The sequence below is a fragment of the Shewanella putrefaciens genome (genome assembly GCF_016406325.1).
Lineage (GTDB): Bacteria > Pseudomonadota > Gammaproteobacteria > Enterobacterales > Shewanellaceae > Shewanella > Shewanella putrefaciens.
Genome location: NZ_CP066370.1, coordinates 1,634,990 through 1,654,753 on the forward strand (window position 1 = coordinate 1,634,990; position 19,764 = coordinate 1,654,753).

General features: G+C 42.7%; 16 protein-coding genes and 1 pseudogene. 12 read left to right on the plus strand and 5 right to left on the minus strand.

Features of this window, described 5'->3' with window-relative positions; all coding sequences use genetic code 11:
* Positions 1-63 precede the first annotated feature (63 nt).
* The 5 genes from JEZ96_RS07255 (at position 64) to JEZ96_RS07275 (ending at position 3,760) form a co-directional block, all read left to right on the plus strand.
* Positions 64-1,893, plus strand: a complete 1,830-nt coding sequence (locus JEZ96_RS07255; RefSeq protein ID WP_198779872.1) for a DUF885 domain-containing protein — start codon at positions 64-66, stop codon at positions 1,891-1,893.
* A 178-nt stretch (positions 1,894-2,071) separates the two neighbouring features.
* Positions 2,072-2,350: a peptidylprolyl isomerase gene (locus tag JEZ96_RS07260; RefSeq protein ID WP_011789858.1), complete on the plus strand. Its 279-nt coding sequence runs from the start codon at positions 2,072-2,074 to the stop codon at positions 2,348-2,350.
* A 67-nt stretch (positions 2,351-2,417) separates the two neighbouring features.
* Positions 2,418-2,954: a GNAT family N-acetyltransferase gene (locus JEZ96_RS07265; protein ID WP_011919089.1), complete on the plus strand. Its 537-nt coding sequence runs from the start codon at positions 2,418-2,420 to the stop codon at positions 2,952-2,954.
* 163 nt (positions 2,955-3,117) lie between these two features.
* The gene (locus JEZ96_RS07270; RefSeq protein ID WP_014610310.1) at positions 3,118-3,348 is read left to right on the plus strand and encodes an RNA-binding S4 domain-containing protein; all 231 of its coding nucleotides are present in this window, start codon (positions 3,118-3,120) and stop codon (positions 3,346-3,348) included.
* A gap of 22 nt (positions 3,349-3,370) precedes the next feature.
* A complete protein-coding gene (locus tag JEZ96_RS07275; RefSeq protein ID WP_011789855.1) occupies positions 3,371-3,760 on the plus strand; it encodes a ribonuclease E inhibitor RraB in 390 nt (129 codons plus the stop codon).
* 195 nt (positions 3,761-3,955) lie between these two features.
* Here the strand turns inward: JEZ96_RS07275 and JEZ96_RS07280 are convergent, their stop codons facing one another.
* Positions 3,956-4,861, minus strand: coding sequence for a LysR substrate-binding domain-containing protein (locus tag JEZ96_RS07280; RefSeq protein WP_011789854.1), 906 nt, complete (start codon positions 4,859-4,861; stop codon positions 3,956-3,958).
* A 157-nt stretch (positions 4,862-5,018) separates the two neighbouring features.
* Between JEZ96_RS07280 and JEZ96_RS07285 the strand changes: the two genes are divergently transcribed.
* From JEZ96_RS07285 to JEZ96_RS07300, 4 genes and pseudogenes are all read left to right on the plus strand, one after another.
* Positions 5,019-5,792: a TSUP family transporter gene (locus JEZ96_RS07285; RefSeq protein WP_011789853.1), complete on the plus strand. Its 774-nt coding sequence runs from the start codon at positions 5,019-5,021 to the stop codon at positions 5,790-5,792.
* 382 nt (positions 5,793-6,174) lie between these two features.
* Entirely contained in the window at positions 6,175-7,314 is a 1,140-nt protein-coding gene (locus tag JEZ96_RS07290) for an exonuclease SbcCD subunit D (protein ID WP_061782708.1), read from the plus strand.
* 2 nt (positions 7,315-7,316) lie between these two features.
* Positions 7,317-10,372 (plus strand): annotated as a pseudogene (locus JEZ96_RS07295) (SbcC/MukB-like Walker B domain-containing protein).
* Between the two features lie 265 nt (positions 10,373-10,637).
* On the plus strand, positions 10,638-11,933 hold the full coding sequence (locus JEZ96_RS07300; protein WP_011789850.1) for a peptidoglycan DD-metalloendopeptidase family protein: 1,296 nt from the start codon (positions 10,638-10,640) through the stop codon (positions 11,931-11,933).
* A 320-nt stretch (positions 11,934-12,253) separates the two neighbouring features.
* Here JEZ96_RS07300 and JEZ96_RS07305 read toward each other — a convergent pair whose 3' ends face one another.
* From JEZ96_RS07305 to JEZ96_RS07320, 4 genes are all read right to left on the minus strand, one after another.
* Positions 12,254-12,724 (minus strand): hypothetical protein, encoded by a 471-nt coding sequence (locus JEZ96_RS07305; RefSeq protein WP_025008240.1) that lies wholly within the window; start codon positions 12,722-12,724, stop codon positions 12,254-12,256.
* A 98-nt stretch (positions 12,725-12,822) separates the two neighbouring features.
* Entirely contained in the window at positions 12,823-13,332 is a 510-nt protein-coding gene (locus JEZ96_RS07310; protein ID WP_011789848.1) for a M48 family metallopeptidase, read from the minus strand.
* A gap of 41 nt (positions 13,333-13,373) precedes the next feature.
* Entirely contained in the window at positions 13,374-13,811 is a 438-nt protein-coding gene (locus tag JEZ96_RS07315) for a DUF3010 family protein (protein ID WP_011789847.1), read from the minus strand.
* A 139-nt stretch (positions 13,812-13,950) separates the two neighbouring features.
* Complete coding sequence (locus JEZ96_RS07320) at positions 13,951-15,300, minus strand: DEAD/DEAH box helicase (RefSeq protein WP_061782706.1); 1,350 nt, start codon at positions 15,298-15,300, stop codon at positions 13,951-13,953.
* A 246-nt stretch (positions 15,301-15,546) separates the two neighbouring features.
* Here JEZ96_RS07320 and rssA point away from each other — a divergent pair, with 246 nt between their 5' ends.
* The 3 genes from rssA (at position 15,547) to nrdD (ending at position 19,670) form a co-directional block, all read left to right on the plus strand.
* On the plus strand, positions 15,547-16,509 hold the full coding sequence (gene rssA, locus JEZ96_RS07325) for a patatin-like phospholipase RssA (RefSeq protein WP_011789845.1): 963 nt from the start codon (positions 15,547-15,549) through the stop codon (positions 16,507-16,509).
* 86 nt (positions 16,510-16,595) lie between these two features.
* Positions 16,596-17,285 carry a hypothetical protein gene (locus JEZ96_RS07330; RefSeq protein WP_025008242.1) on the plus strand — a complete coding sequence of 230 codons (690 nt, stop codon included), beginning with the start codon at positions 16,596-16,598 and terminating at the stop codon, positions 17,283-17,285.
* Positions 17,286-17,552: 267 nt separating this feature from the next.
* On the plus strand, positions 17,553-19,670 hold the full coding sequence (gene nrdD / locus JEZ96_RS07335; RefSeq protein ID WP_011789843.1) for an anaerobic ribonucleoside-triphosphate reductase: 2,118 nt from the start codon (positions 17,553-17,555) through the stop codon (positions 19,668-19,670).
* The last annotated feature ends 94 nt before the right edge of the window (positions 19,671-19,764 follow it).

Genomic DNA, 19,764 nt, shown 5'->3' on the forward strand with positions numbered 1-19,764 from the left:
CAGGCCTTTAACTAAGTATAGAAACTGTTTGGCTATCACAGACCCAAAAGGAAGAATATAAAAATGAAATTGAGTTTACTGGCTGGAACATTGGCGTTGATGTTGGCGCTACAAGGTTGTTCAAAACCTGAGGCTAATCTGTCCCAAGAAAGTCGCTCGGCTAAGGCGAACACCGCACAGAGTGATAGGCAAACCGCCGAACAAGAGTATTTGGCGCTGGTAGATACTTATTTTAATGATTATCTAAAGCTTGAACCTATTTATGCGACTTTTGTCGGTGTAAACGACTATAACGCTGAATTTGGTGGTGATTTGAGCGAAGAGTATCTCAAGGCTCGCCATGATCTAAATACTCGATATTTAGCGAAGGTTAAGGCGATTGATGTTCAGTTGTTACCAGCGGATCTCCAGCTCAGTTATGCCTTATTTGTGTATGATCGTGAGATGGCACTTGTAGATGAAACCTTCCCGTCTCGCTTTATGCCGATAAGTCAGTTCTACAGTACTGTGATTACTATGGTTCAGCTCGGTAGTGGTGAAAGCGCTCAACCTTTTAACACAGTTCAAGATTATCGTAATTGGGAGCAGAGAGTTGATGGTTTTATTACGTGGCTCCAACTTGCTCAAAATCGTATGAATGAAGGGATTGAAAGTAAAGTTGTACTGCCGCGAGTGTTGGTTGAACGCATCATTCCGCAGTTAGACACTATGCTCGCAACAGATGTTACTCAAAGTATTTTTTACTCACCTATTCAGCATTTTCCTGAACATTTTTCTGAACAGGACAAAATCGCATTAACCAACAGTTACCAAGCGATGATAGGCGAGCGATTAGTACCGGCGTTGACTGGGCTACGGGATTACTTTAAGCAAACCTATTTACCTAAATCACGAGCAACAGATGGTTGGTCAGGTTTGCCTAATGGAAAGGCTTGGTATCAACAGCTCGCCAACGCTCACACAACAACTACCATGCCTGTTGATGAAATTCATCAAATTGGTTTAAGTGAAGTAGCACGAATTTTATCTGAGATGGATAAGGTACGTGAACAGGTCGGTTTTAAGGGCGATTTGAAGGCGTTTTTTGCGTCTTTATCTTCAGAGCTGCAGTATTTCTATAGCGATCGCCAAGGCTTGATTGATGGCTATATGGTACTGAAAGATAAAATCAATCAGGTTTTGCCTAACTATTTTAATGTGATGCCAAAGGCTGATTATGTTGTTAAGCCAGTAGAAAGTTTTAGAGAGCAATCTGCAGCGGGAGCTTCTTATGAATCTCCTGCTGTTGATGGCAGTCGCCCCGGCGTGTTTTACATCAATACCTATAACCTAAAGGCACAGCCTAAGTGGGGGATGACGACGCTATCTTTGCATGAGGCAGCTCCTGGGCATCACTTCCAAATTGCGATTAAACAAGAGTTAACAGGCGTGCCTGAGTTCCAGCGTTTCAGTGGTTATACCGCTTTTGAAGAGGGTTGGGCACTTTATGCTGAATATCTTGGTATTGAAATGGGCCTTTTTAATGATCCTTATCAGTACTTTGGCAAGTTATCCGATGAGATGCTCCGCGCAATGCGTTTAGTCGTTGATACAGGTTTGCACGCTAAGGGCTGGAGTCGTGAGCAAGCTATCCAATATATGAAGGATAATTCGCCAATGGCAGAGTCTGATATTGTTGCCGAAGTTGAGCGTTATATGGCAATACCTGGTCAAGCTTTATCTTATAAAGTCGGGCAGTTAAAGATTTTAGCGCTACGTGATAGAGCCCAGAAAGCCTTAGGAGATAAATTTGATTTAAAAGCTTTTCACGATCAGATCCTGACATCCGGTTCATTGCCTATGGCGGTTATGGAACAAAAGATTGACCGTTGGATTGCAGCTTATCAAGCCTAAGTCGTTTATATCGCCACCATTTATATCGAGATAAAATAAATGGTGGTATCTATAGCGCTTTTTTATTCAACAGAATGTTTTTATACTGAACATTCAAAATCTGTTCTAAGTAGACTAAAGAACAGGAACTACATGATATTTGGGGCAAATGTCTCAGGATAGTCGAAGGAGTTTTATTATGGTTCAGGCAACAGCAAGACATTTGTTAGTCAGTAGTGAAGAGCAGTGCCAAGCATTGAAACAACAAATTATTGATGGCGCGGATTTTGCTCAAATTGCTCGTGCACATTCATCTTGTCCATCGGGGGCGCAAGGTGGTGAATTAGGTTCATTTGGGCCCGGAATGATGGTTAGGGAGTTTGATGAAGTGGTATTTAGTGCACCATTAAATGAAGTACAAGGCCCGGTAAAAACCCAATTTGGCTATCATTTACTTGAAGTTACCAGTCGCAGCTAAGGGTTATGATCTGTATTAAACGGCAGCGTATGTTGCCGTTTTTGTTTTTGGTAAAAATGGAGTTTTTATGCTGGCGCTATATACCGATAGATTGAAACTCAGGAGTTTGAGAGACAGTGATTGGGAGCATTTTTATGCGCTGCACAGTGATCCTGACATTAATCTTTATGTCCGTAGCCCTGAACCTGAAGATGTGATCCGCAATAAATTTATTCAGCGCGCGGATACCTGGTTTTATGGTTCAGGGGAGTGGCTTACTCTTGTGATTGAAACTGTGAATACAGGTCAATTTGTCGGTCTAACGGGACTGTATTGCCAAAGCATAGAAGAGCAACGTGCAGAAGTTGGTTATCTGCTTGCAAAGCAAAGCCACGGAAAAGGCTATGCAACAGAGAGTTTAAAAGCCGTAATCGATTGGGCTTGCTTAAGCTTTAATGTGCATAAGTTTATTGCTCATTGTGCCAAAGACAACAAAGCATCAGCTCGCGTGCTTGAAAAATGTGGGTTTCAACTTGAGGGTTTATTAAGGCAGCATGTTAAAATTGGCGATCATTGGATTGATGATTGTGCTTATGGTCTACTTTCGGATGAAAGGCAAAGATAAACAAGCTACTTCAAACCCTCGGTCGTTTCAGCGATGATGAATATAACTTAATGGGTTACAGGCCCATCCAGCCTAAAGTGCGTTAAATTCCCTGTGATTCCTGCCTCTTCCAGTTATTTGGGTATATAATGCGGCAGGTTTATTTTTAGAAGGCGTGTTATCAGTGGCACAAATTAATCAATTAGCTTTGCATTCTGGTGAAGATTTTATTGAATTGTACAAAGTATTAAAAGTTCAAGGTATGACAAATGCGGGCGGTGAAGCTAAGCATTTTATCGATGCAGGTCAAGTCACTGTTAATGGTGAAATTGAAACTCGTAAGCGTAAAAAAATCATCGCTGGCGATATGGTCAGTTTTAACGGTGTAACCGTCCAAATCATTGCGGCAGAATAAGCCTGAAACAGTGGAGTAAGATATGCAATTTCCAGATGATGACAATGGTAAAATGCTGGCCGCAATGGCTGAAGCGGGAATCGATTTAACTAAGGCTTTGGATGTTGATTTCTTCTTAGTTTTTGAAGATCAACGTGATGCAGAATCAGCACTTGAAGAGTTGGCTAATTCTGATTTAGACGGCGAGCTGGAGCTTAACTTAAATGATGAGTTAGGTAAGTGGGAAATTATTGTGTGTATCAACATGATACCTGACTACGATACGCTGGTTGAGCAAGAAACGATGCTGAACGAATTTGCCGCAGAGTTTGGTGGTATGACAGATGGTTGGGGCGTGATGCAACACCAAGATGGTGACGATGAGTTTATGGACGATGATGACCACGTCCATGGTGAACATTGTCATCACTAGTTTTAACTAAGTTTACTTACTGTATTTATTATAAAAACCACCGTCATGGTGGTTTTTTTGTTCGTCTATCCTAATCCGGTTTATTTTCTCCCTTTGTGTCTAGACGGATTTTATTATGCTTAAAATGCTGCACTCGCAAAGTGAGTAACTAGGTGTCGCAATTGCAAAATGAGTGGTATAAATCGAGTCGCAGAATTAAGGTTGTTCATAAATTGATTGGCGATAAGGGGCAAAAATCTCTAATAACCAATCAATAAACGCTTGGACTTTTAATGGTAAGCTGGGCGATTTTGGTGTGAGTAGGTAATAAGCATAGGGGCTAATAAAAGGCGCATCGAAGGGGATGACTAAGCTGCCATTTGATAGTTGTTCTTCAATAAAAAATCGTGGAATAAGTGCTGCACCCATGCCACTCGCTGCCGCTTGGCTTAACATATAAAAGTGTTCGACCCCGAAAGTTTGTTCTTGAGTTAACACAAGTCCTACTTTTTTTGCCCAATAGTCCCATAGTTCTGGTCTGGTCGTGTGCTTAAGTAAGGTGACATGATTGATATCAGCAATAGTCTTGAGTTTTGGTGCTAATGAGGGAGCACACACAAGGCATAAATCCTCATCCATCAGTTTGATATAATTGACTCCTTTAGGTATGACGGTGCTACTGCGGATCGCAATATCATAACGGCCTTGGTTAAAATCCACCGCAAAATCCCCAATGGATAAATCGACATAAAGGTGAGGGTGGAGGGATTTAAATTGCTCCATTCTAGGAATAAGCCAGTTAATCGTTAGGCTTGGTAGCACATTAATTGCTAAAGTTTGCGGCCTTGTGCTCTGGCGGCGTAAATCACCTGTAGCACTCGATAAGGTTTGTAGAGCGGCTTGTACATGGGGTAAATAGCGTTGAGCTTCGTCGGTTAGCCCCACTTTTTTGTGGAGACGGACAAAGAGTGCAAACCCTAAATATTCTTCTAATATCCTGATTTGTTTGCTAATTGCACCATGAGTAACATGCAGTTCTTTACTCGCAAGTGTCATACTTTGGAGTCGTGCTGCCGCTTCGAAGGCTCTAAGGGCATTAAGTGGTGGTAGTTCACTGTACATTTTGTGTCCACTCGTGAGGTAAGCATCCTAACAAACGATAACATTAGTGTGAGTTTATCTCACGCTGTGGCGACAATAACTCCTTTGCGTTTATTTGGCAAACGCAGTCTAATGCGCGGCAATCACTCTTTTTTTATCAGAAGAATAATAAATCATCATGGAATTTGAACTGACGCTACAAATTGCTGTATTACTTTTTACTGTCGCTATGGTGGCGGGTTTTATTGACTCAATCGCCGGTGGTGGAGGCTTGCTGACCATTCCTGCACTGATGTGGGCAGGCTTGCCGCCTGCGGTTGCCTTAGGGACAAATAAGCTGCAGGCCTGTGGCGGCAGTTTTTTTGCGAGTTTGTACTTTGTCCGTAAAGGGCTGGTTGATCTTAAATCCGTTAAGTTAGCCTTGATTTGTGCATTTATCGGTGCGGCATTGGGTACGATTCTAGTTCAACTCGTCGACACTAAAGTGCTTGAGTTGATGTTACCTTTTTTGATTTTGGCTATTGGTTGTTACTTTTTATTTTCGAAAAAGATTTCAGAAGATGATAAACATCAAGTGCTGACACCTACCGCATTTGCCTTTACTGCGGCATTGGGCGTGGGATTGTACGATGGCTTTTTTGGCCCTGGTACTGGGAGCTTTTTTGCGCTGGCCTTTGTATCGCTTGCGGGGTTTGGTTTGGCGAAGGCAACTGCCCACGCAAAACTACTTAATTTCTCCACTAACATTGCTTCGCTGATCTTCTTTGCCTTGGGCGGAAAAGTGATTTGGTTATTAGGATTAGTCATGCTGGCAGGGCAAGCGATTGGTGCAACTTTAGGTTCTCGTCTCGTGATCACTAAAGGTACAAAGATTATCAAGCCATTGGTGGTGACTATGTCCCTTGCTATGAGTTTTAAACTTTTGGCGAGCCAATATAATTTTTTTTCGTAAACTATTTGATATTAAGCATTTTATAAAACTCACTCATCAATAGAAGCTCTTTAAGCTGCGGATGAGTGTATCTTAGTGACGTCCATTTTGGCTCAAAAGTTAAGCCGAGGTGGATATCACCCAAAAGATCCGCCAAATGACGACTTAAAACGTCTCATCCTACTTTGAGTTAGGTGTACTCTTTCAAGTTTTTTGAATAGTATTACCTGTCATTTTTAATACACTTTTTAGGCTTCTTATTGTTTTGGCGTGTATTTTAAATATTGTGTACATATTTAATCCGATTGATATAAGTGCAGTGTCTATCTTGCCAGTCTTATTTGCATCGACGGGCGGCATGTGCGTTCGGGTTTAGCGCCACCACTTCTTTAAAAGAGCGATTATGAAATTTATCCACACCTCGGACTGGCACATAGGTCGTCAATTACACAATCAATCACTACTGGATGATCAAGCCTTTGTGCTCGAGCAAATCATTGCTTTAGCGGATGAACATAAGGTGGATGCCGTGATTGTGGCGGGGGATATTTATGACAGATCGATTCCGCCTGCGAATGCGGTCGCGCTGTTAGATGATGTGCTTAACCGCTTAGTACATGATTTAGGCCTGCAAGTCATTATGATTGCGGGTAACCACGATGGTCACGAGCGCTTAGGTTTTGCAGCAAAACAAATGGCGGCAAGTGGGTTACATATTATTGGGCCTTTGAGTGCTGACATTCATCCCATTACTTTATCGAGTTCAAGCGGTGATGTGGTGTTTTATCCCTTGCCCTATGCCGAACCTGCCACAGTGCGCCAAGTTTTTGAGTGTGAGGCGGCAAGCCATGAGGCCGCAATGACGCTATTGCTTGAACAAGTACGCCAGCACGATAGCCAAGGTTTGCCGAAAGTGGTGATAAGCCATTGTTTTTTGGATGGTGGCAGTGAGTCAGAATCTGAGCGGCCACTGAGCATTGGTGGCGCCGATAAAATATCGCCAACGCTATTTACTGAGTTTGATTATGTCGCCCTTGGGCATTTGCACGGACCGCAATACAAAGGCGCAGAGCATGTGCGCTACTCAGGATCGATTTTGAAGTATTCCTTTAGTGAACAACATCAACATAAGTCGGTGACCTTAGTCGAACTTAGCGCGCAAACGCCGATTAAAATTAGTTTATTGCCATTAACGTCGATACGCGATGTCCGCATCTTAGAAGGGGAGTTAGCCACATTACTCGCCCAAGGTAAAACGGATATCAAGCGTGAGGACTACCTTATGGTCAGACTCCTTGATAAACATGCCATTTTAGATGCTATGGGAAAATTGAGAGCCGTTTACCCTAATGTGCTGCATTTAGAACGAACTGGTCTGATGGCGGGGCAGCAACAAGTCACCTTGAGCCGAGATCATATCAAAAAAGGCGAAATGGACATGTTCCGTGACTTTTTCTCTCAAGTATCCGGCGAGTCATTAACACAAGCGCAGCAAGCTGTGATGGATGAACTCCTGACTAAGCTACACAATGAGGAGCGCTAAGCATGAGACCACTTAGCCTTTCCATGTCAGCTTTTGGCCCCTTTGCATCGACGCAACAACTTGATTTTACGGCCTTAGGGACTAATCCGTTATTTTTGATTAATGGACCCACTGGTGCGGGTAAGACGACCTTGCTCGATGGTATTTGCTTTGCCCTCTATGGCAAAACCACAGGTAATGAGCGTGAAGGCAGCCAGATGCGCTGCGATATGGCCGATGATAGTGTGCTAACAGAAGTCACTTTTAGTTTTCAGTTGGGTAATAGCAGTTATCGTATTCGCCGTGTGCCAGAGCAAGACAGAGTTAAAAAAACGGTGACGGCTCAACGGTGCAGAAGCCCGAAGCTCAGTTATATAAGATAGACGCCGAGGGTAATGAAAGTTTGCTTGTAGCGAGCAAAGTCTCAGAGGCAACCGCTGAGATTGAAGCCTTAACTGGCCTCGATGTGGAGCAGTTTCGCCAAGTGATGGTGTTGCCGCAGGGAAAATTTCGCGAATTGTTAATGGCAGACTCTAAAGCCAGAGAACTGATATTTAGTCAGCTATTTCAAACACATATATACCGACGCATTGAAGATTCCTTAAAAAGTAAGGCTGCAGATATCCGCGCCTTAGTGAAAGATCAACGCAGTCGCCGTGATGGCATTTTACAAAGTGCAGGTTTAGCATCCGATGACGAGCTTAGCTGTGAATTAGCCAAGCTTACGCCAGAACTTGAAACAGCCCAAAGTGCGAAAGAACAGGCATTACAGCAGCAACAATGGGTGATAAAAACCAGCGATGCCGCCCAGCATTTATTGGCCGAATTTGCGCAGTTTGATGCCTTAACTCAAACGGTTGCTGCGCTTGATGCACAGCAAGAAAACATGGCTGCGCAAACCTATAAACTGAATTTGGCTAAACAGGCGCAGCACATGGCACCCATGCTTGAGGTGTTTGTGGCTCGTGAGCAGGAAGCCAAGGCGGCAAGTCTTGCCCTTGATCATGCGAAAACAGCATTAATCCATGCTAAACAAGCCTTCGATAACGCAGAGCTTAAGGCCGCTGATTTGCCCGTGTTGGAAGCGTCGTTACTCGAACAGGAACAGGTTAAACAGCAACTGAATGCGTTAGGACCGCAGCTTAGGGAATTGGATAGGCTTAATAAAACCCTCGAACAAGAGCAAGCGCAGCTAATTAGCGCGAAAACACAACTTCAGAACAGCAAACATGAGTTAACCACCGTAGTCCAAAAACGCCGTGAATTAGAGTCCGCTTTGCCGCAACTACAGGCCAACAGCGAAACTCGCCTCTCATTGCAACAAGCGCACCAGCAGCAACAGCAATTATTGTCGACTTATCAGCAATGGCAACAAGTGGTGGCAAGGGTATCGTCGACACAGGCAAAACTTGTTGAGGCTAAAGTCAAAGGGCAACAACTCAGTGCTCAGCATCAGCAAGCACAGGTTGCATATAAAGCCTTATTGTTGACTTGGCATCAAGGACAGGCCGCTATTTTAGCGCGGCAATTACAGCAAGATGAACCTTGCCCTGTTTGTGGTAGCCAAACACATCCACAGCCAGCACAAAGCCAAGAGCCACTCCCAAGTGATGAAGTGCTGCAATTAGCACTAGAGGCTGAAACGAATGCCCAAGAAATCCTGAGCAAAGCCAGAGCGGAATATCGTGGACTACAAACGCAGTTAGAAACTTTGCAACAGCAAGCACAAGATCTCGCGGTCCAATTGGGCACTGCGGTTGATATTCCTTTAGATGAACATACGCATACTTTGTCGCAATACGCTTTCTCACTCACTCAAGCGGAGCAAGCCCATCAGCAGTTACAGCTGTTACAGCAAGAGATTGCATTGTTGCACGCACAGGAAACGCATCTACAACAAAAGCTAGAGCAAGGACAAACACACGACAGTGCACTGCAATCTAAAGTGGATATATTGCAGGGGCAGTTAGCACACATGCAGCAAAGTGTTCCATCTGCACTTACAACGCTTGAGGCCTTAACTGCAGCAATAGCGCAAAATCAGCAAAGTATTAGCCAAATTAAGCAACAGATTACTAGTGTTAGGGATCTCCAACAACAGACTGGCCAATCTTTTGTTGCGGCTAAAGCGGCACTTAATGGTGCTGAAAATGCTGCTGAGGCGGCATTAGCCCAGCAAACGCGTGCACAGCAGCAACTCAATCAGCAATTAGTCGTAGCAGGTTTTGCCGATCAACAGGCCTTATTTGAGGCCATGCTCGATGAAGAACAACAGCGTGCATTAGCCAGCGAGATTGAGGCTTACCAGCAGCGCAGTGCTTTGACCAAGGCCCAGTGTGAACAGTTAGCGCTTAAGCTTAAAGATAAAGTGCCACCTGATAGCATTAAGCTCGCTGCCGAGCTTGAGTCGGCGCAGCAAGCATTACACGCTGCCGAGCAGGCATGGCAGCTGCTTCACACCCGCACAGTATTACTGATGCAAACCCAAACCCAGCTGAGTATTGCCGATGCAAAAGCTAAGGTTTTGGAAGATGAATATGCGGTTATCGGCACCCTTGCAGATGTCGCTAATGGAAATACAGGTAATAAGATCAGCCTGCAACGTTTTGTGTTAAGCGTACTGCTCGATGATGTGCTGTTGGAGGCAAGCCACAGGTTACATCTGATGAGCAAAGGGCGTTATCGTTTATTGCGTAAGGAAGATAGGGCCAAGGGCAACAAAGCGTCAGGGCTCGAATTGGAAGTAGAAGATGCTTACACCTCCAAAGTGCGTCCTGTGGCCACATTAAGTGGTGGAGAAAGTTTTATGGCTGCATTATCGATGGCGCTTGGTTTATCCGATGTAGTACAAGCCTATGCCGGTGGTATTAAACTCGATACTTTATTTATCGATGAAGGCTTTGGTAGTTTAGACCAAGATTCTTTAGAGCTGGCGATTCGCACTTTAATGGATTTGCAATCCTCAGGCCGGATGATAGGGGTGATTTCCCATGTTTCAGAGATGAAAGAGCAGATAAATACCCGTATTGATATACATAAAACCTCACATGGGAGTGAAATGACGATAGTTTTGCCTTAGTTCAATAAGATGACGACTTTTTATCTGTAACGTATTGTTATTAAAGATTAATAAACATTTGTTTTTGTTTGTTTAACATCTTGATGAAGTCATCATAATCACTTTAAAGTGCTAAGTAGCGCATGTTTTTCATTAATTGTGCAACTAAAGAGTAAAATACCGTTTGTCATAATCGGTTTTTTGATATAAGTTGGGGAAATTCGGGCTTCCCGCTACAGTAATGGTTCAAGATATAACGCCAAAAAGATAACGAAAGGTGAAAGCGTTGCAGACAGGCAAACCCAATTTGATCAATTTTTCGCAACCCCGTTTGCAGAATTTATCATCAACTCATAAGAATATTCTATTAGTGGGCGGTTTATTGATCGGTGCAGCTATGCTATTACCGAATAATAACCATGTCGTGCCAACAACTCAGCGTATCCCTGTCGTTCTTGATATTGAGAATATCTTACCTCAGACTTCTGAATCTATTGAACAAGCTGCTATCATAGATAATACGCCTGATTTTGAGCGTATTATCGTTTCTGGAGATACCCTAAGCGGTCTATTTTCAAAAGCAGGTGTTGATCATCAAACTATGTATAGGGTGTTGGAAGCCGATCTCAATATTCTTGCCCTTGATACCTTATTACCTGGTAACCGAATCCAGTTTTGGCTGGATAATGATGGGCAATTACAAAAGTTAGAGTTGTATTTTAATGCGGCACGCCAAGTCGTATTTACTCGTTATGAGGATGGCAGCTTTAACGTTGAAGAAGTCAACGTAGAAGGTGTTTGGCAAAATCGAATTTTAACAGGTGATATTAAAGGTTCATTTTACGTATCAGCACAAAAAATGGGGTTAGCTGCTGCGGATATTCAACGTATTGAAGATTTACTCAAAGAGAAAGTCAATTTCGCGCGTGACTTGCGTGCAGGCGATAAGTTTTCTGTTTTGGTAAATGATCAATATGTTGAAGGTGAAGCGACAGGAAGCAGCCAGATATTGGGCGTAACAATTAAAACTGGCCGTTCTGAAGTGAGTGCTTTTCAGCATACTGATGGTAGTTATTATGATGCGAAAGGGCAGAGTTTGGTTCGTGCATTCCAGCGTATTCCATTAGCTAAACAACCTCGTATGAGTTCTCGTTTTAATGCCTACCGTAAACACCCTATTACTGGTCGAATTTCTCCTCATAATGGTACGGACTTTTCAGTGCCTATTGGTACTAAGGTGATTGCACCGGGTGATGGCGTTGTCAGCTTAGTAACGGATCATCAATTTGCAGGTAAATATATTGTTATCGAACATGGTGGTAAATACCGTACCCGTTATTTACATCTTTCCAAATCCCTTGTACGTAAAGGTCAGCGAGTGACTCGAGGACAAGTGATTGCTTTATCAGGTAATACTGGCCGTTCAACGGGCCCACATTTGCATTATGAGTTCCATATTAATGGTAAACCAGTTGATCCTATGAAAGCGGATATCCCAATGTCTAGTCAATTAGCAAATCAAGAACTGAGAACCTTTACAAATTTGGTTAAGAGCCGCCAAGCTTTAATGGATTTAGGTTAATCATGCTAGTTTGATACTGTTGATATCGGATGAATTGAGACATAAAGTTTAATCCGGATTACAATAACGTAAAGCTCACTTATGCCGATGAAATAATATATTTCATCGGCATTTTTATTTTAGAGGTTCAATATAATACGGTAAAAATTGAGTATTCTCATTAAGTCAATCTGTCTATCTCTTACAATGGCAATAATGAAAAAGAGGAAACAAATTGTTATAGGCAGTTTAGTGAGATTATATGACTTATAGAATGCAAACCCATCAATATAAATCTGGTTTAAAACCGTTTTTACAATATAAGTTATTGTACGTAGCGACTAACTTGCTTGGCGTCGATGAATGGCTTTTAATGCGCACTTACAGAGTTTTCCTTTAAGTGCCGGACACCCACTACATGGAGATTTTTTATAGGGATGTAATGCAAAGCTACGTCCAGAGGGTTGAGGTGTAAGGCGTCTAATAATCACTGGTGATGATAATTTCGCATCGTTTGCGGCAATAAACGTCATCTTAGCGAGCTTTAGTTGCTTTTTTAAGATTGATTTATCGAGAGCGTCTATGGGGGGCTCTGAGATATGTGCAGCTAATAATTTAGCGATGTGTTTACGAAGTACTTTTTTACTTTGTATGTTCTCTTTATCAATGATATCAACAATAAAATTCGGCCTTATTTGGTGATATGTCAATTTTGCGCGTGCGCTTGTTAATTTAGCCTGCCTCTTTAGTATCTTTTTTGCTTGTTTTTTACACCATTTATCAAGCAGCTTATCAATTTGACGCTTTTTCATATCATATCGCTTCTTTACTAAAGTGACTTTATGAGTCTAAATGAAAATTATTATCAGTCAAGTGGGCGGGTGTTTATAAGCGCTAAATTGTTTACAGATTAAGCAGAATAAGGGGATATGTTAGCGTCGATACAAGTTAATAATAAGCGTAAATCAAACTCAAACTGGTGATAATCCGGCTCCATATGGATGCACAAATTATAGAAAGCTTTGTTGTGATCTTTTTCTTTTAAATGGGCTAATTCATGTACGACGACCATACGCAACAAAGGCTCTGGTACACGCTTTAAACGCGAAGAAATGCGAATTTCGTTCTTCGCTTTGATTTTATTGCCTTGAACTCGTGCTACATAGGAATGCAAGCCAAGTGCATGATGACTAATGTTAATTTTATCGTCAAAAATCACTTTTGATAATGGTGATGATTGACGTAGAAAACTGTTTTTTATCTCTTGGGTATAGTCATAGAGCGCTTTGTCACTACGAATATCATGGATTTTAGGGTGACGACGCAAAAGTACATTTGGTAGGGTACCTGCATCGAGTAGCTGTTGCACTTGGTCTTGGATATCAGGACTGTAGCCGTTGAGGTATTTTAATGATTGCATAAGTTTCAAGGCTCCGAAGCGGATCGGAGCCCAAATTGTAATTATACCTTACCGAAAATATGGCGATTTTGCTGAGCGTAAGCGGCTTCAAAAGCAGCTTGTTGTACCCGTTTAAGATCTAAACTGTCAAAATCCACTTGGGGAGGATTGCGTTTATTTTGTTCTTTAATGGTCACGGGTGATAACAGATGGACGGGTATATCGCCTAATTGGATGGCAGCTTCTAACTTAAAGCTGGTGGCAGAACCAGCCAATTTACCTTTTTGTTCACGTTCGATGATAACAACTTCATCGACCTTATAATCTTGCATGAGTTTATGAAAAGCAAAATGAAAGTCACGTATAGCCTCGGTAGTTGATGATTGCGAAACACTGAAGGATACCTTACGGCATTCAGGGACATTAAATGTTTCACCTTCATAGCTCAATAGACTGATGATGGCCTCGCCACCTTTTAACTCAACACCACAAACTCTCATGTTACACCTTCAAAATATCAATAATAGCGTTATTGTCGCTGGAATTTAGAACAATGCGCGAATCACTTCCGCTCATTGATGGTTCTAGTTAATAGTCTTGAGCATAACAGCATCAACACTATCAATATTAATTTAAAAATTAAACTTCTTCAGTATCATTATCTTGCAGTAAAGGGACTGTGGGCTTTCTACGCATTGGTGCATCGCCAATATCGACCCCAGTAATAAAACGTTTATCCCTAGACGGTGGGGCTTTAACCGCTTTAGCTTTGGTTTTTCCAGCAGAAGTGCTGGTTTTTGCAACACGCTTGATTGGCGTTTGCTTAGATAGCTCTTTTAAACCGCTGAATTTTGCTTCTAAACCCGGAATAACACTGATTTCAAATGTTTTTCTGAGGAATATTTGGACTTTCTTGAAGTTATCCCAGTCTTTGGGGCCAACTAGGGATATCGCGTCGCCTTTTGCGCCAGCTCTGCCAGTTCGACCGATACGATGTACGTATTCTTCGGCAAATTTAGGCATATCAAAGTTAATTACTAATGATACATTGAGTAAGTCAAGACCACGCGATGCAACATCGGTCGTGACGAGGATTTGCTGTTGGCCACGGGCGAATTGATCCATGATTTGGTTACGTGCAGCTTGCTTTAAGTCGCCACTCAGTGCCGCAGTCGCAAATCCTTGGGTCGATAATTTTGCCGCTAATCGCTCGGTATCGGGGCGGGTTGCGGTAAAAACAATCACTTGTTTGTGAGTTTCATCCTGAAGTAAGCGAGTCAGCAGGGCTTCTTTATGATCTAAATGATCGCAAAGAAAAATACGCTGATGAATGTCATTGTGCTCGCTATGGGATGCATCAATTGCAACATGTGCAGGATTTTTAAGCAGTGTAGCTGCAATATCATTGATTTCACTGTGATCTAATGTGGCGGAGAACATTAAGGTTTGGCGACGTTTATGATCAGCGGCTTCATTGATCGTTTTAAGCTGTGGTGCAAAACCTAAGTCTAACATACGGTCTGCTTCATCAAGGATTAATAGTTCTAATCCATTGAGGAACAAATGTTTTTGCTCTAAATGATCGGCAATGCGTCCAGGTGTCGCCACGATGAAATGGGGCTCTTTTGCTAATGCTTTAGCTTGATCATTAAAATTCTCCCCCCCAAGTACACTAATCGCCTTGTACTGAGTGTTGGCCACCAGTAAGCGAAGCTGACTATAAACTTGGTGAGCTAATTCGCGTGTCGGTAATAAAATCAATACCCTAGGATCGCGTTTACTGAGTGAGCGGGTGGATATAACTCTTTGCAATGCTGGCAGCAAAAAGGCCAAGGTTTTACCCGAGCCTGTTTTTGACGAAGCCATTAAATCTTTACCTGCCAATGCGATAGGCAGTGCTTGTTCCTGGATGGCGGTGGGTGCGGTGATCCCCATATGTTTTAAGCTTTGTAAAAGACGCTGGTCCAGAGAAAAATCGGTAAATTGCAAAGGTATATCCCCAAAAACGTAGTAAGGGCAGATTATAGCCTTAAAGGGCTGTTCTCAGCTATCCACATTGATAATTATCTCGGTTTAGTACCATTTTGAGAAAAAACAGCGTGGGATAGTTTCACTCAGTAGCATTATTTTGCATTGACATTACAACCTCTTAATTATGTGTATTTCACCATTGACAGCCGATGTGATGGAAACTTAGGTTATTCTGTGTATCGGTCAGTAAAGAGGAAGCATTTTATGGTAAGGGGAACGTCACCCACTATTGGTATTGCCTTAGGTAGTGGAGCGGCAAAAGGGTGGGCACATATTGGTGTATTAAATGGACTAGCGGCTATGGGGGTTAAGCCTGATAAAGTTGCGGGCTGTTCTATAGGGGCGTTAGTTGGTGCCGCATACGCCCATGACCATTTACCTGAACTTGAAGAATGGGTGCGAAGTTTTTCCAGTTGGGATGTTTTAGGATTAATGGATATTCGTTGGCGAAAAGGGGGCTTGATTGGTGGCGATAAAGTCTTCGATGTTCTGCAATCCCGTATTGGTGATGTGAAGATTGAGGAGCTTAATCGTCCGTTTGCTGCTGTGGCAACCGATTTATATTCAGGACAAGAGATTTGGTTTCGCCATGGGGATTTACGCCAAGCGGTTAGGGCTTCTTGTTCTATGCCCGGTATTCTAGCACCCGTTCGACAAGGTGAACGCTGGTTAGTGGATGGTGCTGTGGTAAATCCTGTTCCTGTGTCGGTGAGTCGTGCAATGGGGGTCGATATTGTGATTGCCGTTGATTTAAATGGATATCATCCCGGACGATTACAGGTTTTGCCTGTTAATATGACAAGTCATAAGGCCACTCAAGGAGAAATGGATTTGCCCGCTAGACAGGATACGGGATTTATGGATTTATTTGCCCGTGGCAGAGAATATGTGAGTAGTTTGACGGATAAGTTTTCCCTTGGTACCAAATCTAATCCGGGCATGATTGCTGTGATGTCGCAATCAATGGGTATTTTAGAGCAAAGGCATAAGCGATCGCGTTTAATGGGTGATCCTCCCGATATTTGTATCGTACCCGAAGTGGCCGAGATAGGAACAATGGAGTTTCATCGTGCCAGTGAGGCGATTGCCGCTGGTGAAGCTGCTGTCGCGAAAGTGGCTCATTTGATTGAAGCGGCATTATGGCGGGGAAACGAGCATAGAGAATGAATTATTGATACATTATTTTACAACTCATTGTTTGGCCTATTTTTTGCTTAAATTGCAAATCACTTATCGACGCCGAAGTTTTGACAATGAATTCAATTTTAAACACTCTGAGCCTAAATCGTAGCAGTGCTAGCATCATTGATGCTTATGGTGTAAACAGCCAAAAGGCTAGCACAACCAAAACGGATGCTAGTGCTGAAACGACACAAACCCAATCGAGTGTGACTAAGTCAGACCAAGCAAGTTCTGATGAGATTGCCTTATCCCCACGAGCACTACGGGCTCAAAAAATTCAGGCAATGTCGAAGGATTTTTTTGCTGACGGCAAATTCAGCGTTGCCGATATTCCTGCACTAGTTTCTCGATTACAACAGGACGGTATTTTATCCGATTCACAGGTAGAGCGTTTATCTCAAAATGGTATTAAAGTGCCGAGTAAGGAGACGCCAAGCAAACAATCACTGCAGGATTTTTTGGATGATGAATTAAAAACACTCGCCAAAAATTCACCTAATAGCTCACTCATCAACACCTTAGTCGATGCAAAAAGTATGCTGTCCAATATGGATGATGCCCAGTCGCCAGTATTAGCACAAAAAGCCGCCAAGGTATTTGGGCAATTAACAGAGTATATAAACTCTGAACCGCCTATGACCGACAAGCAAAAACAACTTTGGCAAGGGCTTAAATCAACCATGCAAGTAGCGTCATCACTTGGGGCTCAGCAATCTGCATCTGGTCAATTAAGTAGCTATTTAGCATTAGCAAAACGTTAATTAAAAAGTGAATAACTGTGAGCAGAGCCGGTATGTTATCAACTTCTGTGCAATAGCCTGCTTTATGACTTAGGTCAAGGTGTGATGCTCAGATCATTGGGCTTTGCTACAGTTCTTATTTGTTCTTTTCTTCTATCCTAGAAACTATGATCTGGATCATGGAAGTTTCAGCATCGATACCGCTTAATACGCTATATATTGTGCTTATAGATTATTTAATCACTATATGTAGTGTTAATTTTAATCGGGATGGAGAGGAACTGAACAATGCCAGTCGTGATCAAGCGGGATGGTTGCCGCACACCTTTTGATGAGACAAGGATAAGAGATGCAGTGATGGCCGCTGCAAACTCGGTTGGGATAGAGGATGAAGACTATGCTGCGACTGTTGCTGCTTGTGTCAGTCAACGTGTTGCCTCATTAACCGAAGTTGATATTCATCATTTGCAAGATGCTGTTGAAAACTTGCTAATGGAAGGCCCTTATAAGTCATTAGCTCGAGTGTATATTGAATATCGCCATGACAGGGATATTTGTCGCGAAGCGACCAGTAAATTAAATTTAGAGATCCGTGGTCTAGTTGAACAGAGTAATGCCGCGCTGCTAAATGAAAATGCCAATAAAGACTCAAAAGTTATTCCAACGCAACGTGATTTACTGGCTGGCATCGTGGCTAAGCATTATGCCAAGAGTCATATTCTGCCAAAAGACGTTGTGGCAGCCCATGAAGCGGGTGAAATCCATTACCACGATCTCGATTACTCGCCATTTTTCCCGATGTTTAACTGCATGCTCATTGATTTGGCGGGGATGCTGACCCATGGCTTTAAAATGGGTAATGCCGAGATTGAAACTCCAAAGTCAATTTCTACCGCGACCGCAGTCACTGCGCAGATCATCGCCCAAGTCGCGAGCCATATTTATGGCGGTACGACCATTAATCGCATTGATGAAGTGTTGGCCCCTTTCGTGGCAAAAAGTTATGACAAACACTACCAAGTCGCGTTGAATTGGCAGATTAAAGATGCCAAAGCATTTGCTACTGCTCAAACTGAAAAAGAATGCCATGATGCCTTTCAGTCCCTTGAATATGAAGTGAATACTTTACACACGGCCAATGGGCAGACACCATTTGTCACCTTTGGGTTTGGCTTAGGAACTTCTTGGGAATCACGCCTCATTCAGCAATCTATGCTCAAAGTGCGTATGGCTGGTCTCGGTAAAAATCGTAAAACCGCCGTATTTCCAAAGCTGGTGTTTGCCATTCGCGATGGTATTAACCACAAGGCAGGAGACTGCAATTACGATGTAAAACAAATGGCACTCAAATGCGCGAGTATGCGTATGTATCCCGATATTCTCAACTATGAACAGGTTGAAAAGGTGACGGGATCATTTAAAACTCCAATGGGTTGTCGTAGCTTTTTAGGTACTTATAAGGAAAATGGTGAGTTAGTCCATGAAGGGCGAAATAACCTCGGTGTGGTGAGTCTTAACTTGCCCCGTATCGCCTTAGAAGCCAATGGTAATGAGGCCGAGTTTTACCGTATTTTAGATGAACGCCTATTACTTGCCCGCAGAGCATTAGATACACGTATCGAACGCTTAAATGGCGTAAAAGCACGAGTGGCACCGATTCTTTATATGGAAGGGGCTTGCGGTGTGCGTTTACGTGCTGATGACGATATTGCGCAAATTTTCAAAAATGGTAGAGCATCGATTTCATTAGGTTACATTGGATTACATGAAACCATTAATGCGCTCTATGGCACTCAATCCCATGTGTTTGATAGTACTGAATTACGGGAAAAGGCCATTGCGATAGTTGCCTATCTCAAGGCTGCGACTGATGCTTGGAAAGCAGAAACAGGTTATGGTTTTAGCTTATATAGTACGCCCAGTGAGAGCCTTTGTAGTCGTTTCTGCAAATTGGATGCGAAGCAATATGGTGTAGTGGCAGGCGTCACTGATAAAGGCTATTACACTAATAGTTTTCATTTAGATGTAGAAAAACACGTAAACCCTTATGACAAAATCGATTTTGAACAGCCCTATCCGGCAATTGCTAGCGGTGGGTTTATTTGCTACGGCGAATATCCCAATATGCAACATAACCTCGAAGCATTAGAAAATGTCTGGGATTACAGTTATAGCCGCGTACCTTATTATGGGACAAATACGCCTATTGATGAATGTTATGACTGTGGTTTTACTGGGGAATTTAGCTGTACAAGTAAAGGGTTTACTTGTCCGAAATGTGGTAACCATGAGCCAAGCAGAGTGTCAGTCACTCGCCGTGTTTGTGGTTATTTAGGTAGCCCAGACGCAAGACCATTTAACCATGGTAAGCAGGAAGAGGTAAAACGTAGGATCAAACACTTGTAACCATCTTGCATTATTCTTCTGTTAAACTGACCTTGGAACGCAGTACGAGAATACCCTGCTGCGTTGCGTGTTTTAGTCTAAATTGGCTCAAGGT

Coding starts and splice junctions, on each gene's coding strand:
- JEZ96_RS07255 (WP_198779872.1), top strand. CDS start 64: ATGAAATTGAGTTTACTGGCTGGAACATTGGCGTTGATGTTGGCGCTA.
- JEZ96_RS07260 (WP_011789858.1), top strand. CDS start 2,072: ATGGTTCAGGCAACAGCAAGACATTTGTTAGTCAGTAGTGAAGAGCAG.
- JEZ96_RS07265 (WP_011919089.1), top strand. CDS start 2,418: ATGCTGGCGCTATATACCGATAGATTGAAACTCAGGAGTTTGAGAGAC.
- JEZ96_RS07275 (WP_011789855.1), top strand. CDS start 3,371: ATGCAATTTCCAGATGATGACAATGGTAAAATGCTGGCCGCAATGGCT.
- JEZ96_RS07280 (WP_011789854.1), bottom strand. CDS start 4,861: ATGTACAGTGAACTACCACCACTTAATGCCCTTAGAGCCTTCGAAGCG.
- JEZ96_RS07285 (WP_011789853.1), top strand. CDS start 5,019: ATGGAATTTGAACTGACGCTACAAATTGCTGTATTACTTTTTACTGTC.
- JEZ96_RS07290 (WP_061782708.1), top strand. CDS start 6,175: ATGAAATTTATCCACACCTCGGACTGGCACATAGGTCGTCAATTACAC.
- JEZ96_RS07305 (WP_025008240.1), bottom strand. CDS start 12,724: ATGAAAAAGCGTCAAATTGATAAGCTGCTTGATAAATGGTGTAAAAAA.
- JEZ96_RS07310 (WP_011789848.1), bottom strand. CDS start 13,332: ATGCAATCATTAAAATACCTCAACGGCTACAGTCCTGATATCCAAGAC.
- JEZ96_RS07315 (WP_011789847.1), bottom strand. CDS start 13,811: ATGAGAGTTTGTGGTGTTGAGTTAAAAGGTGGCGAGGCCATCATCAGT.
- rssA (WP_011789845.1), top strand. CDS start 15,547: ATGGTAAGGGGAACGTCACCCACTATTGGTATTGCCTTAGGTAGTGGA.
- JEZ96_RS07330 (WP_025008242.1), top strand. CDS start 16,596: ATGAATTCAATTTTAAACACTCTGAGCCTAAATCGTAGCAGTGCTAGC.
- nrdD (WP_011789843.1), top strand. CDS start 17,553: ATGCCAGTCGTGATCAAGCGGGATGGTTGCCGCACACCTTTTGATGAG.